Genomic DNA, 16,488 nt, shown 5'->3' with positions numbered 1-16,488 from the left:
TAACTAATCAAGTTTATGCTGCTAGTTCATGTGGGATAGGGAATATACATATGGTATATGGAGTTACTGAACATTATATAAGTGGAGGCTGAAGTATATGAAGGGGGTTATTTTAGCTGGAGGAAAAGGAAGGCGCCTTAGACCATTAACATGTAATACTCCAAAGCCGATGTTACCATTATTAGAAAAACCAGTTTTAGAATATAATATTGAGTTATTACGCCAGCATGGTATTCGTGAAATTGCAATTACTGTTCAATATATGAGTACGACCATTAAGCAATATTTTGGTGACGGTAGTAAATGGGGAGTTAACTTGTATTATTTTGAAGACTCTCCTCCGCTTGGCACAGCAGGGAGTATTAAACAAGCAGAACAATTTTTAGATGAAACATTTGTTGTGATAAGCGGGGATGCATTAACTGACTTTCAATTATCAGAAGGAATTAGGTTTCATGAACAAAAGAAAAGAATGGTAACAATGTTTGTGAAAGAAGTAGAAAATCCACTCTCATTTGGATTGGTTGTAATGAATAAAGACCAGGAGGTTACACGATATATAGAAAAGCCGGGCTGGAATGAGGTAGTATCTAATGTTGTGAATACAGGCATATATATTATGGAGCCAGAAATCTTTTCTTACATACCGCCTAGGCAATTTTTTGATTTCAGTCATGATGTGTTTCCGTTATTGGCAAACAAAAATGTGTTATTCGCATATTTGTCAGAAGGTTATTGGTTAGATATCGGCACATTTAATCAATATCGACAAGCACAATTTGATTTGTTAACGAAAAAGTTACAAGTACCTATTCCTTATACAGAAGTATTACCGATGGTATGGATGGGAGAAGGGGTGACGATTGGTAAAGGGACGAAAATTCATGGCCCCTCTTTTATTGGAGAAGGAGCAAAGATTGGTACAGGAGCTGTAATTGAGCCATATTCTATTATTGGGAAAAATAGTATCGTTTCAAATTATTCTCATCTTCAAAAAAGTATTGTTTTTGCAAATGCCCACATTGGGAAGTATTGTGAACTATTAGAAACGACAATAGGAGAGCGTACAATAGTTGAAGATGATGTTACACTGTTTCAAAAAAGTGTTGTAGCGGATCACTGTCACATCGGAAGAAGTACGGTAATTAAGCAAAAAGGAAAACTATGGCCTTATAAGGCGATTGATAGTCATTCGATAGTAGGAGCGGCTGGTATTCAAGAAAGTGAAATGAGTGCAGGGTGGTTACAAAAAAGCCGCATTGTAGGAAGAGGGAATGTTGAAATTACTCCCCAGTTTATCGTGAAGATTGCGATGGCGTATGGTTCTCTTTTTAAAAAAGGAGAAAGTATATTAATTGGAAGTCAAGAAAATATAGAAACAACCTCTTATAAAAATTTATTTTTACATGCTATTCATGGTATAGGGATTCATACGATGGAATGTAAAGAAATGAACGAGTCACTTTTTCAATATAGTGTTCATCATTTGCAATGTGCAGGTGGGGTTTTCATTCAAGTGGAGAATGAGAATGAGATTGTTATAAAGTTGTATGGTCAAGCTGGCATGCCGTTAACGTATAAGCAGCAAAAAGAGATAGAACAAGTATATATGTCCGAATTGTTTTATTACGTGCATGAGAAAGAGATGGGGCGAAATAAGCTGGTTCATGTTTCTATGAATGAGTATATAGAAGTTATATTGGGGCATATTGATATCGAGAAAATACAGATGCAGAAGTTTCATCTTCTTATTAATAAGAGAAATGATACGTTGCAACATTTACTTATGCTCTTTCTACAAAGACTTGGTTGTACAGTTACATGGATTTATGCAAGCGAACAAAAAGATCATGTGAAAGCTTTGATGAAATCAAGTAAAGCGAATATGGCTCTTATGTTTTCTGAGCAAGGAAATCATTTCGAGTTATACGATAAACATAGTAATATTTACCAAGGTACAGATTTGGAAGAGGTCGATATTCCAGATTTCTTACTCGAATCGACAGGAAATATTTACCCAATGTCTTTGAAGTTAGGAGAATGTTATCTTCTATTTTATACGCAGGATGAAAGAAAGTCGTTTCAAGTAAGGTGGAAGCGAGATATTTTATATCGGATTGGAAAATTATTCGAGCTAATAGCATTGCAAGGAAAAACGTTTCTCAGCATAGTAGAGCAATCACCTCCGCTCTATTTACTTTATGATGAAGTGGTATGTTCATGGAATGAAAAAGGGGAAATTATGAGGAAATTATTGGATGATATAGAAAGGAAGGGAGAAGGTATATTTGAAGGAGTACAGTTCAAATATACTGAAAAAGAGTGGTCTTATATCGTTTCTGACACAAAACAACCAAAATTTTTGGTGTATTCACATGCTAGAAACCCAGTAATAGCAAGGGAAAATATGAAAAATCTTATAGAAAAAATTAGACAATATCAAAAGGTGTAGAATTTTTATTTTAAAAGTGGTATTATAGTATAGTCTGATTTAAGTTATTAGTACTGGAGGGAAATAAGAATGCGTGTGAATATTACTCTAGCATGTACAGAATGCGGAGATCGTAACTATATCTCAAAGAAAAATAAACGTAACAACGCTGAGCGTATCGAGCTTAAAAAGTATTGCAAGCGTGACAAGAAGTCTACGTTACACCGTGAAACAAAGTAAGCAGTAGGAATATTTTCCTACTGTTTCTTTTTTTATTCGATTCCTATGTTAAAAGTGATACACTATCAGCATAGAGTAAAGTGTCACTGTAAGGGGGAGAATGTGTGAAAGCAGAGAAAGTACGTTTACGTAAACAAATAATAGAACACATGAATTCTTTATCAGAAGAACAGTATACAACTTTATCAGAACAGATTGCATTTTCGTTGTATGCGCAAAAAGAGTGGGTTGAAGCTAAAACAATTGGAATTACTCTTTCAATGGAAAATGAAGTGAATACATATCCTATTATCGAAAAAGCTTGGGAAGAAGGAAAGAAAGTTGTAGTTCCTAAGTGTAATAAAGGAACTAGAACGATGTCCTTCCGGCAAATTAATGATTTTGATCAATTAGAAACGGTGTATATGAATTTACGTGAACCGATTCCCGGGCTTACGGAAGAAGTGAATATGGATGAAATTGATCTTCAAATTGTCCCAGGCGTAGCTTATACAGAACGAGGAGAGCGAATTGGGTACGGCGGTGGCTATTATGATCGTTATCTCGTGCATTATAAAGGGAAAACGCTGTCATTAGCGTATGATTTTCAAATGGTAAAACACATTCCAGTAGAGCCATTTGATAAAAACATAGAAAAAATTATTACAGAAAAAGGAACACTGCTTATAAATAAGCTTGTATAGACAAATAAAAATTGACGAGACTTTTTCTTCTTGATTATAATAAAATATGTGAACGTTTTCTTATTATAATTTTTTATAGTAAGTGAGCATAGAGGGTGATGAAATGGTATCTATTTATGATATTCAGCAATTGCTAAAGAAATTTGGTACGATTATTTATACGGGAGATCGAATTGCAGATTTACAATTAATGCAAGATGAATTGCGTGAATTAAATCAATCACAGCTAATCGATCCACAAGACTATCAAACAGCTTTATTTTTATTGAAGCAAGAAATTCAAAAAGAGCTAAATAAGAATTAGATAAAGGTAGGTAAGCAACATGGAAGAGAAATGGTTAGTTGGTGTTGACCTTGGTGGTACAACGATTAAATTAGCATTTATTAATGTATACGGTGAAATTTTACATAAGTGGGAAATCCCTACGAATACAGGTGAGCAAGGAAAACATATTACACTTGATGTTGCGAAAGCAATTGATAAAAAGCTAGAAGAATTAGGCGAATTGAAGAGCAAATTAATTGGTATTGGTATGGGAGCTCCTGGTCCTGTACATGTGGCGTCTGGAATGATTTATGAAGCGGTTAATTTAGGATGGAAAAACTATCCGCTAAAAGATTTATTAGAAGTAGAAACAGGATTACCTGTTGTTATTGATAATGATGCGAACTTAGCAGCGCTTGGTGAAATGTGGAAAGGTGCTGGTGAAGGTGCAAAAGATTTAATCTGTATGACACTTGGTACGGGCGTTGGTGGTGGTGTAATCGCCAATGGTGAGATTGTACACGGCGTGAGTGGTGCTGCTGGTGAGATTGGACATATTACAGTCGTTACAGAAAATGCTTTCCCATGTAATTGCGGGAAGTCTGGTTGCTTAGAAACAGTAGCATCTGCGACAGGTATTGTACGTGTTGCTATGCAAAAAATACAAGAGACTAATAAAGAGAGCGTGTTGCGTTCTATGTTAGCTGAAGAAGGACGTATTACATCAAAAGATGTCTTTGAAGCACTTGGACAAGGTGATGAATTAGCAGGTGAAGTAGTAGAAAAAGTAGCTTCTTATTTAGGATTAGCTGTAGCGAACCTTTCTAGTACATTGAACCCAGAGAAAATTGTTATTGGTGGAGGCGTGTCTAAAGCTGGAGATGCGCTATTAGAACCAATTCAACGCTATTTCGAGCAATACGCTTTCTCACGTGCTGTAAAGAGCACGAAGTTAGCTATTGCAACACTTGGTAATGATGCAGGTGTTATCGGAGGAGCTTGGCTTGTAAAAAAGCACAAATACGAAGCGAAGATGATATAAGTTGTGAAATATGAAAAGAGGAAGGGGGAACCCTTCCTCTTTTTGTGTAAAATCTCGATGAAGAATAAAGTGTAAACGAATTAAGCTGCTGGTGGATACCCGTTATATAGAACAGTCATGATCGTAAACCATCCGAAAACGAGTACAGTTGCAATTGCAAAGCCGCTCGCGAAAAAGTTTTTTTCACGAAGTGTTCTAAGCGTAGCAAATACAGCTAACAGAGTGACAAGTGTAAAAATAATAACAAGGCCCATACAATATCCTCCTCTGTCTACCCATTTCTTATTATGAGTTTTTGGAATATTTACTCTTTTATATTGTACATGTTTTAAAAATGATTGTCGAGATAGCATCCTTTCTTTTCCTCAGAGAAAGAAATGTTGTATCATTAAAAGTAAGTTTTTAATAACTGGAGGAGATTTTTATATGAAATGGATACAAATGCCGTTAGGCCCATTACAAACAAATGCTTATATTTTAATGAACGATCAAAAAGAGTGCATTATCTTTGACCCTGGTCATGAAGGTGAAAAGCTCGTTACATATTTACAAGAAGAACAATTAAAACCATTGGCTGTTTTATTAACACATGCTCACTTTGATCATATCGGTGCTGTTGATGCCGTAAGAGACGCTTTTTATATTCCTGTGTACGTACATAAAGAAGAAGCAGATTGGTTAGGAGATGCAACTGTAAACGGCTCTCAAATTTTTATGATGAACCGCAGTATTACAGCAAAACCAGCGGATCATATTATTGATGCAGAAGGTACATTAACAATTGGATCATTTAATTTTGAAGTTTTTGAGACACCAGGACATTCTCCAGGAAGTATTTCTTATTATAGTAAAGAAGCGAATGCTGTATTCTCAGGAGATGTATTGTTCCAAATGAGCATTGGAAGAACAGATTTGCCTGGTGGAAGTTTTGCTGAATTAATTGGAAGTATTGAAGAGAAATTATTTGTATTACCAGATGAAACAGCGGTGTTATGTGGACATGGTCCAGAAACAAGCATTGGCTTTGAAAAAGAAAATAATCCGTTTTTACAATAAGGAGTTATTATGGGAATGGAGCTCATTTTAAGAGAATGGATGGGGAAAGAAAAGGATTATTCAATTTCATATAGTACGTATATGAACCTTGTATTGTATACGGAGGGTCATGGATATTATATGAAAGAACGTGAAAAGATTGGAAGACAAGGGGATTTTTTTACAAGTAGCAATGTATCCTCTGTTTTTGCAAAAACTTTTGCTAAACTTTTTATTCGTCTTGTTGAAAATGGTGAAGTTGCTTCGAATATTTGTGAGGTTGGTGGGGGAACAGGGAAGTTTGCCTATGATGTTTTACAAGAATGGAAGCAATTATCTCCAAACACCTTTATTAATTTAAACTATTCAATGATTGAAGTGAGCCCTTTTCATAGGAAATTACAGCAGGAGCAACTTGGCTCATTTTCTAATGTATCGTACTATACCTCCTATAGTGAAATGGGAGATTCTTTCGAGGGAATTCTTTTTTCGAATGAGTTGTTTGATGCATTTCCTGTTGAAGTAATTGAGAAAAGAAATGGTATATTGTATGAAGTACGTATTACATATACAGAGGAAGGAAACCTTTCAGAAGTATGTAGGCCGTTAAATAAAAGAATTGGTCGCTATTTATTGAAATATAATATTTATATTGCTGAAGGGCAACGTTTTGAAGTACCAATTGTTATGGAGGAGTATATAAAAGAAATTTCGAAATGGTTTCAAAAAGGTATATGTATTACAGTTGATTACGGATACACAAAAGAAGAATGGATGCATCCAGCACACCGCGAAGGAAGTTTGCGAGGATATTATCAGCATAAGCTAATGCGTAACCCACTAGCGCATCCAGGTGAAATGGATCTTACTACTCATGTTCATTGGGACGAGCTAAAGGAGATCTTTAGTATGCAAGGAATGAGTGCAGTATGGCATAAGAAACAATCTGAGTTCTTGTTAGCTGCAGGGATATTAGAACAGCTTACGAGCCATCAAGATACGAATCCTTTTTCTGAAACGCAAAAACAAAATCGAGCAGTTCGTTCTATGATTTTAAATGGAGGAGTAGGGAGTTCGTTTGATGTTGTTATACATACAAAAGATATGCAACATTTACATTTGGATCAGTATGTAACAATATAAAAAACAAGACACAGTATATACTGTGTCTTGTTTTTTAATACGACTTATGTAGTATTATATATTTCCTCTCATGATATATATTTATATTAAAGATATGAGATAAAAAATATAGAATACGTTCTTTTTCTGCGATTATTAGTCCCTAACCTAATAATACACGAACGAGTTGAATGATTGTTTCATTCTCTACTTTGTAATAAATTTCCAATCCTTTTCTTTCACTAGAAACGATTTTAGCGCTTTTTAATTTTGCTAAATGCTGTGAAATTGTAGATTGTGGCATGTTTAAGCCAGTATACATTGTAGAAACGTTGCTTGGACCGCGCTCGATTAATCCTTTTACGATACATAAACGAACAGGATGAGCTAGCACTTTTAATAATTCTGCATTACTTTCATATAGTTCTAATTCTTTTTGAAAGGTTTCTAACATGTTCTTTTCCACCTCCGTGTGAGCTATTATACCATACTATACATACCAAAAATTTAAAGAAAAGAAAATAGTTGTTGCAGAAAAAAAGTCCTAAAGTAAAGAAATTGTAAGAAAAGAGACCCGGATGTAAATAAAATAGGTAAATTAGCATGTTTTTGTAAAATGACATTTTTGGGTGAAAATTTCGATGCGTTTTAAAAATTGAAAGATATAGATATATTTGTAACACAATTTTATCATGATTTTCTTATTCTTTCAAATGAATATACTAAATTTTTAAAATAATATGACAAAGGAATTATAATGATATATATAGAATATAAAACAGGTTAAAAGAAAAGAAGCTGAATGTCATTCGCTTCTTTATGGTGATAATGAAATATTTGATTACGGCTGATAAATCTTAGGATGATCAAGTCATTAGTCATTTATTCTAAAATTCATCTTTTAGCAACGTTAAAAATCTGTGATTCCATATGTTCTCATAAAAATCAATTGTCTCTTTTGCGGACATAAAAGGATTATTCAACGTAGAGGTTGTTTTCTGTCCCATAAAGTTTTCGTATCCTAGTCCGTGGGCAAACTTAATCGTTGCATCCATACAGTACTCTGTTTGGGCGCCACAAAATTCAATGCGATTTACAGATAATTGATCTAAAATTTCTTTTAAGTTTGTTTTATAAAATGAATTTGCATGTGTTTTTCTTACAAAAAAATCTTGTTCTTGAACATCTAGATCGGTATGAATAGCCCAAAGTTCTTTCTCGGGTACTAAATCATCATCACAATGTTGAACAAAAAGGATTGGTTTATTTAATTTTCTATATGAATAAATTCTTTTATTTACTTTTTTTAGTAAGTTCTGTAAATCAAATAAATGCTCCTCGCTATAACATACGCCATTTTGTAAATCGATAACGATTAAAATATCTGCACAAGTATCCATTATTTTCACCCCTTTTTATTTCTTAATATATCAATTAATCCATTATTTAGAAATAGATGATATACTTTTATTTTTTATGGACTATAAGAAAAGAAGAAATTCAAATGAATATAGCTAAACCGCATAAAAAGAAGATATGAAAACCTAATCTCATATCTTCTTTTTCTCTATGCATTTACAGGTTCTTCTACATAAGAAAGGGCATTTTCAAAATCGGATATTAAATCGTTAACATTTTCAAGACCGACTGATAACCGAAGTAATGAATTAGAGATTCCTCTTTTATCACGAGCTTCTTGCGACAGTGCTGCATGTGACATTTTTGCTGGATAAGAAAGAATTGACTCTACAGCTCCTAAACTAACTGCAAAAACAGGCAATTTTACTTTTGATAAAAATTTGCGGAGTTCATCTTCTGACTGCAAAGTAAACGATAAGACCGCTCCAGCTGATGTTGCTTGAGATTGTTGAATATCAAATCCGAGATGAGTTTGTAATCCCGGATAATAGACATTTTTTACTTTAGAGTGCTCTTGTAAATAATGTGCGATTTTATTGGCATTTTTAGCTGAATGTTCGAGGCGTACATGCAATGTTTTTAGACCGCGAAGTACGAGAGAACAATCTTGAGGTCCTAAAATAGCACCGAATGCATTTTGTAAAAATCCAAGCTTTTGAGCGAGTTCTGAATCTTTTACTACTGCTAATCCGGCAGTAACATCACTATGACCAGCAATAAATTTTGTAGCACTATGAAGAACGACATCAGCTCCAAGTTCAAGTGGTTTTTGGAATAGTGGTGTCAAAAATGTATTATCAACAAAAGTAAGAGCCCCAATAGATTTTGCGAGTTTAGAAACCTCGCGAATATCTGTCACTTTTAAAAGTGGGTTAGAAGGTGTTTCTACATAAAAGAGCTTTGTATTTGGTTTAATGTTTTGTTTTATTTCTTCTAAATTGGTCATATCAACAAATGTATGTGAAACACCGTAACGGGAGAGTACCTCAGTTATCACTCGGTAAGTGCCTCCGTACACATCTTCTGAAATGAGTACGTGATCACCTTGTGAAAGAAGGAGGAATGCAGTGGAAATCGCTGCAATGCCTGATGCAAAGGCGAATCCTTTTGTTCCGCCTTCTAATAAAGCAATGATATCTTCAAGAGCTTCACGAGTTGGGTTTCCTGACCTGCTATAGTCATATTTTCCGAACGTATCTACATCAAACTGGTGAAAAGTTGATGTGTTATAAATAGGAACGTTCACAGCGCCTGTTTGCGAGTCGTGTTTATATTGGTTGTGTAGTAAGAGTGTATCTATAGAATAGCTCATATTCTTACACCTTCTTTTACGAGTTTAATTGCTTGCTTTAAGTCTTGAATTAAATCGTTACTATTTTCAATGCCAACTGAGAATCGAAGAAGACGATTGCATACGCCGTTTGCTGTTCTAATTTCTTCAGGAATATCAGCATGTGTTTGCGTTGCTGGATAAGTCATTAAACTTTCTACACCACCAAGACTTTCGGCAAATGTAATTAAGGATAAAGATTGTAAGAATGGATTAATCCAAGCTTCATCTTTAAGGCGGAATGAGATCATGCCACCTCTTCCTGGATAAAATACATCTGTCACCCCGTCTTCATCATTTAAATACGCAACAACTGCTTTCGCATTTTCTTCATGTTGCCTCATGCGAAGCGCTAACGTTTTCATACCGCGAATTAATAACCATGAGTCAAATGGGCTTAAAACTGCACCTGATGCATTATGATAATGAGCGATTTCCTCGCAAAGTTCCTTTCCTTTTGCAACGACAAGCCCGCTTAGTACATCGTTATGTCCCCCTAAATATTTCGTTGCGCTATGAAGTACAATGTCAGCACCTTCTGTTAATGGTTGCTGTATATAAGGTGTGTAGAAAGTGTTGTCTACAATAAGGAGTAGTCCGTTCCTTTTCGCTACAGTTGCGACAGCAGCAATATCAGTAACTTGCATTAATGGATTAGTTGGAGTTTCTATGAAAATAGCCTTCGTTTCAGTTGTGATAGCTTGCTCAATTTGTTTAATAGACTGTGTATTTACGTATCTACATCGAACATTCCACTTTTTTTCATGCTCAGAAAATAATCGATACGTTCCCCCGTATAAATCTTCAGATACAATAAGTTCGTCTCCAGAGCGGAATAGAGAAAGGACGAGGAGAACAGCCGCCATCCCTGAACTACAGGCATAACCTTGTTCGCCATATTCTAAGTCTGCGATCGCCTGTTCTAAAAGACCTCGAGTTGGATTGCCAGTTCGTGAATAGTCAAAGCCAGTAGATTTACCAATTCCTTCGTGACGATAAGCGGTTGAGAAATAAACTGGTGGATTAACCGTTCCGGTTGTAGTTTCACTGCGATTTCCGATTTGTGCTAGTTTTGTTTCGATTGTTGACATATGAAAATTCCTCCTTTTTAAATTGAAACATTAAGTGAATATAAAATAAAAAAAGCCTTCTAAGAAGAAGGCTTTCGGTTTGAATAGAGTCTTCTTCTCATCTGTCAAATCTTTCACAATTTGCTGGAATTAGCACCTTATTAACAAAATGTTAATGGTTGCTGAGGCGTCACAGGGCCAGTCCCTCTACCTCTCTAGATAAGAATGTTCGTATGAAATTTTTATTATGTTTTTAACTTTACAATAAAATATAACTGAATTGCAACTTTATTTTAAATAATTTTTATTTTTCCGCAAGTGTCATTGACTTTTACTTTTGTGCATGCTAAATTTATTAAAAAATTAACAAACATTGTTAAAAGGGGAACGCATTTCCTTTTAGCTACATAAATAAAATAATAAAGACAACTCTTATTGAGAGCGGTGGAGGGAAAGGCCCTGTGAAACCCGGCAACCTTCAAACGAAATGTTTGAAACGGTGCTAATACCTGCAAAACGAATGTTTTGCATAATAAGAGGAGGAACGATTATGTCCCCCTCTTCAAAGTGAAGAGGGGGTTTTTATATTGATAGAAATGAGGGAGAGTCGTGAAATTACTAGATTTATTATCAAAAGGAATTGTAATAGGTGATGGTGCGGTTGGGACGTTATTGCATTCACATGGTTTGCAAAGTAGCTTTGAAGAATTGAATGTATCTGATCCAGACTTAATTATATCGATTCATAAACAATATGTAGCTGCTGGAGCAGATGTAATTCAAACGAATACGTATGGAGCAAATGAGGCGAAATTACGTATGTATGGTTTAGAAAATCAAGTTACAGAAATTAATAGAGCGGCAGTAAAACTAGCGAAAGCATCTGTGACAGATAAAAATGCAATTTTAGGAACAATTGGTGGTATGAAACATATCGGAGCTGTTACAACGACTGATATGGAAAGAGAGTTTATGTTACTTGAACAGGCAGGGGCTTTACTAGAAGAACAGGTTGATGGATTACTATTAGAAACTTTTTACGATGAATTTGAATTACTTCATGCCGTTAAAGTATTGCGTAAGCAAACGAATATTCCAATTGTTGCGCAATTAGCGTTACATGAAGCAGGTACGACTCAAAATGGAAATGATGTCAATGAAATATTAAAGCAACTTATAGATTACGGTGCAAATGTTGTTGGATTGAATTGTCAACTAGGGCCGCTTCATATGACGGAAGCTTTCAAAATGATATCGATTCCTCAAAATGGCTATTTATCAGCATACCCAAATGCAGGCCTCCCGAATTATGTGGATGGACGTTACGTATATGAGGGAAGTCCAGCTTATTTTGAAGCGATGACACCGAGATTTATTGAGCAAGGTATTCGGTTATTGGGTGGTTGTTGTGGTACGACTCCAGAACATATTCAAAGTATGAAGCGCGCTGTTGCGAATATTACCCCTGTAATAGAAAAAGACACGATTCAAAGGCCGAAAGTCGTTCATACGCATGAGAAACGTTCGAAGGCTCACGTCACTCTAGCAGAGAAAGCGAAAAAACAAACAACAGTTGTAGTGGAATTAGATCCACCGAAAACGTTAGATACACAGCGTTTTTTTGAAGGAGCAAGAGCGTTAAAAAGAGCGGGAGCAGATGCTATTACTCTAGCAGATAATTCATTAGCATCGCCTCGTGTTTCTAATATGGCGATGGGTGCGTTATTAACGAAGCATGATATCCCAGTATTGACGCATTTAACGTGTAGAGATCATAACGTCATTGGACTACAATCTCATTTGTTAGGTTTATCGGCGTTAGGGATGGAAGAAGTGTTAGCTTTAACTGGTGATCCAGCGCGCGTTGGTGATTTTCCCGGTGCCACTTCTGTATATGATTTATCCTCTATTGAGCTTATTAAAATGATTAAAGAAATGAACGATGGACGTTCAATTTTAGGGAAATCAATTGGACCGGCGACAAGGTTTTCTGTAGGCGGCGCATTTAATCCTCACGTGAGGCACTTAAAAGCAGCGGTTAAGCGAATGGAACGAAAAATAGATGCTGGAGCGGAGTATTTTTTAACTCAGCCAATTTACGATATCAAGTTAATTGAAGAAGTGTATGAAGCGACAAAGCATTTGGAACAACCTATTTTTATTGGAATTATGCCGTTAGTAAGTAAGCGGAATGCAGATTTTCTTCATTTTGAGGTGCCGGGTATTACTCTTCCTGAAGAAATAAGAGAGAGAATGGATGGACATGAAACGAAAGAGGCAGCAATTGAGGAAGGGATCCGCATTTCACAAGAATTGGTCGACGCAGCGATGAAATATTTTAATGGTATTTATCTTATTACACCATTTTTAAAGTATGAAATTACAGAACATCTTGTTAAATATGTAAGAGAAAAGCAAGAAGTGAAAGAAGGTATTAATTGATGAAGTGTATAGAAGAAAAATTAAAAAATAGCATTTTAATATTAGATGGTGCAATGGGGACAATGATTCAGCAAGAGGATTTAACTGCTGAAGATTTCGGAGGAGAAGAGTACGAGGGCTGTAATGAATATTTAGTGGAAACAAGACCAGACGTTATTTTAAAGATTCATAAAGCTTATATTGAAGCTGGAGCGGATATTATTGAAACAAATACATTTGGGGCAACGAATATTGTACTAAGTGATTATGATCTGTCTCATTTAGATGAAGAACTAAATGAAAAGGCAGCACTTTTGGCGAAGCAAGCTGTTAAAGAAAGCGGGAAGGAAGTATATGTTGCGGGAGCGATGGGACCAACAACGAAAGCAATTAGTGTTACAGGTGGTGTGACTTTTGAAGAATTGATTGAGGCTTATACAAGGCAGGCACGAGGATTATTAAAAGGAGCAGTTGATGTATTACTCGTTGAGACGAGTCAAGATATGCGTAACGTGAAAGCAGCTTATATTGGAATTCAAGCCGCTTTTGAAGAACTGAAAAAAACGGTTCCTATTATGATTTCAGGAACGATTGAGCCAATGGGAACGACTCTGGCTGGGCAAACAATTGAAGCTTTTTATTTATCAGTAGAACATATGAAACCATTATCTGTTGGGTTAAACTGTGCGACTGGTCCAGAGTTTATGAGGGACCATATTCGTTCACTATCTGATTTATCGGAGTGTTACATTTCTTGTTATCCAAATGCAGGTCTTCCTGATGAAGATGGACATTACCATGAATCTCCATCTTCTCTTGCTGAAAAGGTGAAGCGATTTGCTGAAGAAGGATGGGTTAATATTATTGGTGGTTGTTGTGGCACGACACCAGAACATATAAAAGCAATGAAATCCGCGCTAGCATCTCTTAGGCCTCGTGACCATCATGAGAGAGAAGGACATGGAATTAGTGGATTAGAAGCACTGCAATATGATGAGTCTATGAGACCGTTATTTGTAGGTGAAAGAACGAATGTTATTGGGTCACGTAAATTTAAACGCTTAGTAGCAGAAGGGAAATTTGAAGAGGCTGCTGAAGTGGCAAGAGCGCAAGTGAAGAAAAATGCTCATATTATTGACATTTGTATGGCAGATCCTGATCGCGATGAAATAGAAGATATGGAAAACTTCTTAGCAGAAGTTACGAAAGTTTTAAAAGTACCGATTATGATTGATTCAACAGATGAAAATGTGATGGAGCGAGCTCTTACTTATATTCAAGGAAAAGCTGTTATTAATTCAATTAATTTAGAAGATGGAGAAGAACGATTTAAAAAAGTGACACCGCTTCTTCAAAAGTATGGTGCCGCTATAGTTGTAGGAACAATTGATGAAGACGGTATGGCGGTTAGTGCGGAACGAAAGATAGAAATTGCGAAAAGAAGCTATGAATTACTTACAAAGAAGTATGGGATACGCCCGTCAGATATTATTTTTGATGCACTTGTGTTTCCAGTAGGGACAGGTGATGAAGAATATATTGGCTCAGCGGCAGCGACTATAGAAGGAATTCGCCTTATTAAAGAAGCGTTACCAGAGTGTTTAACGATTTTAGGTGTAAGTAACATATCATTTGGTTTACCACCGGCTGGACGTGAAGTATTAAATTCAGTCTTTTTATATCATGCTACGAAAGCAGGATTAGATTACGCGATTGTGAATACGGAAAAATTAGAACGCTATGCGTCGATTCCAGAGGAAGAAAAACGCCTTGCAGATGCATTACTGTTTGAAACGACGAAAGAGACGTTAGAAGAATTTACAAACTTTTACCGAGTTGCTAAAAAGAAAGATGTCGTTGTGCAAGAAACGTTAACGCTTGATGAAAGACTAGCAAATTATATTGTAGAAGGTACGAAACAAGGATTACACGAGGATTTAAGTCTTGCACTTGAAGAAGGAAGAAAACCTCTTGATATTATTAACGGTCCGCTTATGACAGGGATGGACGAGGTAGGACGACTATTTAATAATAATGAACTTATTGTTGCTGAAGTATTGCAAAGTGCCGAAAGTATGAAAGCCGCTGTAAGCTATTTAGAGCCACATATGGAATCTAGTGATAGTGCGAAAAAAGGGAAAGTATTGTTAGCAACTGTAAAAGGTGACGTGCATGATATTGGGAAAAATCTCGTTGAAATTATTTTAGCGAATAACGGATATGAGATTATTAATTTAGGAATTAATGTACGTTCGGATCGAATTGTTCAAGAAGTACAAGAAAAGAAGCCGGACATTATAGGCCTTTCAGGTTTATTAGTAAAATCAGCTCAACAAATGGTAACGACTGCTGAAGATTTAAAAGCGGCAAATATTGATGTGCCCATTGTTGTAGGTGGTGCAGCGTTAACGAGAAAGTTTACAGATAATCGGATTTCACCATCATATAAAGGACTCGTTTGTTATGCGAGTGATGCGATGACGGGGCTCGATATTATTAATAAGCTTCAAAAAGAAGAAGAGCGTGAGAAGATGAAGCAGGATAAAAAAGAACGTCATCTTCATATCGTAAAAAAAGAGGAGAAGAAAGTAGAAATTCCAGCAGTAATTGAGCCATTACCAAAATCAGAGGTTATGGTGCCTGATTCAACAAAACGAATTGTATTACGAGATGTTCCCGCCCTTCATCTCGCACCATTTCTGAATAGACAAATGCTACTTGGGCATCACCTTGGATTAAAAGGAAATGTGAAGAAGCTTTTGAAAGAGGGAGATAAGAGAGCACATGAATTAAATGATTTAATAGATGAATTATTGCAGGAAGGACAATCTTGGTTAAAGCCGAAAGCAGTGTATCAATTTTTCCCAGCGCAAAGCGACGGACAAAACATTGTAATATATGATCCAGAAGATCATACGCGTGTTATAGAGCGTTTCACATTCCCTAGACAAGGAAAGGCTCCCTATCGTACTTTAGGTGATTATTTGCGCCCAATAGGAGATGAGATGGACTATGTTGCTTTCTTATCTGTTACGGTTGGGGAAGGAGTTCGGGATATTGCTGAAGAGTGGAAGGCGAAAGGTGATTACCTACGTAGTCATGCCATTCAATCGTTAGCGCTTGAATTAGCGGAAGGACTTGCTGAAAAAACACATATGCTCATTCGTGACCGCTGGGGCATTCCGGACTCACCTGAACTGACGATGGAAGAACGTTTCCGTACGAAATATAGAGGAATACGAGTGTCATTTGGTTATCCGGCGTGTCCAGAACTTGCAGATCAAGAAAAGCTATTTCGCTTAATTCATCCAGAGGAAATAGGTATTTCATTAACAGAAGGATTCATGATGGAGCCAGAAGCGTCCGTAACGGCTATGGTATTTTCTCACCCTGAGGCAAGATATTTTAGTGTATTATAGTCTAGAAGGGG

At 36.1% G+C, this 16,488-nt stretch carries 14 protein-coding genes and 2 riboswitches; of the genes, 9 read left to right on the top strand and 5 right to left on the bottom strand.

Annotation, left to right across the window (positions count from 1 at the left end; translation table 11 throughout):
• Window positions 1–97 precede the first annotated feature (97 nt).
• From ACTFN4_RS03780 to glcK, 5 genes are all read left to right on the top strand, one after another.
• A complete protein-coding gene (locus ACTFN4_RS03780) occupies window positions 98–2,452 on the top strand; it encodes a sugar phosphate nucleotidyltransferase (protein ID WP_000679334.1) in 2,355 nt (784 codons plus the stop codon).
• Between the two features lie 69 nt (window positions 2,453–2,521).
• Entirely contained in the window at window positions 2,522–2,671 is a 150-nt protein-coding gene (gene rpmG, locus ACTFN4_RS03775; protein WP_001265616.1) for a 50S ribosomal protein L33, read from the top strand.
• A 104-nt stretch (window positions 2,672–2,775) separates the two neighbouring features.
• Window positions 2,776–3,354 (top strand): 5-formyltetrahydrofolate cyclo-ligase, encoded by a 579-nt coding sequence (locus ACTFN4_RS03770; RefSeq protein ID WP_000642749.1) that lies wholly within the window; start codon window positions 2,776–2,778, stop codon window positions 3,352–3,354.
• Between the two features lie 103 nt (window positions 3,355–3,457).
• Window positions 3,458–3,658, top strand: a complete 201-nt coding sequence (locus ACTFN4_RS03765; protein ID WP_000253699.1) for a YqgQ family protein — start codon at window positions 3,458–3,460, stop codon at window positions 3,656–3,658.
• A 19-nt stretch (window positions 3,659–3,677) separates the two neighbouring features.
• Window positions 3,678–4,661, top strand: a complete 984-nt coding sequence (glcK, locus tag ACTFN4_RS03760) for a glucokinase (RefSeq protein ID WP_000391704.1) — start codon at window positions 3,678–3,680, stop codon at window positions 4,659–4,661.
• An 80-nt stretch (window positions 4,662–4,741) separates the two neighbouring features.
• On the opposite strand, the gene ACTFN4_RS03755 is transcribed toward glcK, so the two are convergent.
• Window positions 4,742–4,915, bottom strand: coding sequence for a DUF2759 domain-containing protein (locus tag ACTFN4_RS03755; protein WP_000524852.1), 174 nt, complete (start codon window positions 4,913–4,915; stop codon window positions 4,742–4,744).
• Window positions 4,916–5,087: 172 nt separating this feature from the next.
• On the opposite strand from ACTFN4_RS03755, the gene ACTFN4_RS03750 reads away from it, so the two are divergent.
• Together ACTFN4_RS03750 and ACTFN4_RS03745 are read left to right on the top strand one after the other, a co-directional pair.
• On the top strand, window positions 5,088–5,717 hold the full coding sequence (locus ACTFN4_RS03750; RefSeq protein WP_000871231.1) for an MBL fold metallo-hydrolase: 630 nt from the start codon (window positions 5,088–5,090) through the stop codon (window positions 5,715–5,717).
• Between the two features lie 9 nt (window positions 5,718–5,726).
• Complete coding sequence (locus tag ACTFN4_RS03745) at window positions 5,727–6,839, top strand: class I SAM-dependent methyltransferase (RefSeq protein ID WP_000525154.1); 1,113 nt, start codon at window positions 5,727–5,729, stop codon at window positions 6,837–6,839.
• Window positions 6,840–6,981: 142 nt separating this feature from the next.
• Here the strand turns inward: ACTFN4_RS03745 and ACTFN4_RS03740 are convergent, their stop codons facing one another.
• The 4 genes from ACTFN4_RS03740 to metI all read right to left on the bottom strand — a co-directional run bounded on the left by ACTFN4_RS03740 (window position 6,982) and on the right by metI (window position 10,658).
• On the bottom strand, window positions 6,982–7,272 hold the full coding sequence (locus ACTFN4_RS03740) for an ArsR/SmtB family transcription factor (protein WP_000894377.1): 291 nt from the start codon (window positions 7,270–7,272) through the stop codon (window positions 6,982–6,984).
• Window positions 7,273–7,705: 433 nt separating this feature from the next.
• On the bottom strand, window positions 7,706–8,218 hold the full coding sequence (locus ACTFN4_RS03735) for a cysteine hydrolase family protein (protein ID WP_000379156.1): 513 nt from the start codon (window positions 8,216–8,218) through the stop codon (window positions 7,706–7,708).
• 167 nt (window positions 8,219–8,385) lie between these two features.
• Complete coding sequence (metC, locus tag ACTFN4_RS03730; RefSeq protein WP_439962085.1) at window positions 8,386–9,549, bottom strand: cystathionine beta-lyase; 1,164 nt, start codon at window positions 9,547–9,549, stop codon at window positions 8,386–8,388.
• Window positions 9,546–10,658 carry a cystathionine gamma-synthase/O-acetylhomoserine thiolyase gene (gene metI, locus ACTFN4_RS03725; RefSeq protein WP_000103897.1) on the bottom strand — a complete coding sequence of 371 codons (1,113 nt, stop codon included), beginning with the start codon at window positions 10,656–10,658 and terminating at the stop codon, window positions 9,546–9,548. Before metI ends, metC begins: the two co-directional genes overlap by 4 nt.
• Before the next feature lie 94 nt (window positions 10,659–10,752).
• Window positions 10,753–10,863, bottom strand: a riboswitch (SAM riboswitch).
• Window positions 10,864–11,066: 203 nt separating this feature from the next.
• Window positions 11,067–11,176: riboswitch (SAM riboswitch) on the top strand.
• 70 nt (window positions 11,177–11,246) lie between these two features.
• Between metI and ACTFN4_RS03720 the strand changes: the two genes are divergently transcribed.
• Both ACTFN4_RS03720 and metH read left to right on the top strand, forming a co-directional pair.
• Window positions 11,247–13,079 (top strand): bifunctional homocysteine S-methyltransferase/methylenetetrahydrofolate reductase, encoded by a 1,833-nt coding sequence (locus ACTFN4_RS03720; protein ID WP_000770352.1) that lies wholly within the window; start codon window positions 11,247–11,249, stop codon window positions 13,077–13,079.
• A complete protein-coding gene (gene metH, locus ACTFN4_RS03715; RefSeq protein WP_000649674.1) occupies window positions 13,079–16,477 on the top strand; it encodes a methionine synthase in 3,399 nt (1,132 codons plus the stop codon). Before ACTFN4_RS03720 ends, metH begins: the two co-directional genes overlap by 1 nt.
• The last annotated feature ends 11 nt before the right edge of the window (window positions 16,478–16,488 follow it).

The organism is Bacillus cereus group sp. MYBK95-2 (assembly GCF_051915225.1).
GTDB lineage: Bacteria > Bacillota > Bacilli > Bacillales > Bacillaceae_G > Bacillus_A > Bacillus_A cereus.
The sequence above is the reverse complement of the archived record's forward strand: the minus strand, read 5'-3'. Positions and strand labels throughout refer to the sequence as shown.

Excerpts from the sequence above, each read along its gene's own strand:
- ACTFN4_RS03780 (WP_000679334.1), top strand. The coding sequence starts at position 98 with ATGAAGGGGGTTATTTTAGCTGGAGGAAAAGGAAGGCGCCTTAGACCA.
- rpmG (WP_001265616.1), top strand. The coding sequence starts at position 2,522 with ATGCGTGTGAATATTACTCTAGCATGTACAGAATGCGGAGATCGTAAC.
- ACTFN4_RS03765 (WP_000253699.1), top strand. The coding sequence starts at position 3,458 with ATGGTATCTATTTATGATATTCAGCAATTGCTAAAGAAATTTGGTACG.
- glcK (WP_000391704.1), top strand. The coding sequence starts at position 3,678 with ATGGAAGAGAAATGGTTAGTTGGTGTTGACCTTGGTGGTACAACGATT.
- ACTFN4_RS03755 (WP_000524852.1), bottom strand. The coding sequence starts at position 4,915 with ATGGGCCTTGTTATTATTTTTACACTTGTCACTCTGTTAGCTGTATTT.
- ACTFN4_RS03750 (WP_000871231.1), top strand. The coding sequence starts at position 5,088 with ATGAAATGGATACAAATGCCGTTAGGCCCATTACAAACAAATGCTTAT.
- ACTFN4_RS03745 (WP_000525154.1), top strand. The coding sequence starts at position 5,727 with ATGGGAATGGAGCTCATTTTAAGAGAATGGATGGGGAAAGAAAAGGAT.
- ACTFN4_RS03740 (WP_000894377.1), bottom strand. The coding sequence starts at position 7,272 with ATGTTAGAAACCTTTCAAAAAGAATTAGAACTATATGAAAGTAATGCA.
- ACTFN4_RS03735 (WP_000379156.1), bottom strand. The coding sequence starts at position 8,218 with ATGGATACTTGTGCAGATATTTTAATCGTTATCGATTTACAAAATGGC.
- metC (WP_439962085.1), bottom strand. The coding sequence starts at position 9,549 with ATGAGCTATTCTATAGATACACTCTTACTACACAACCAATATAAACAC.
- metI (WP_000103897.1), bottom strand. The coding sequence starts at position 10,658 with ATGTCAACAATCGAAACAAAACTAGCACAAATCGGAAATCGCAGTGAA.
- metH (WP_000649674.1), top strand. The coding sequence starts at position 13,079 with ATGAAGTGTATAGAAGAAAAATTAAAAAATAGCATTTTAATATTAGAT.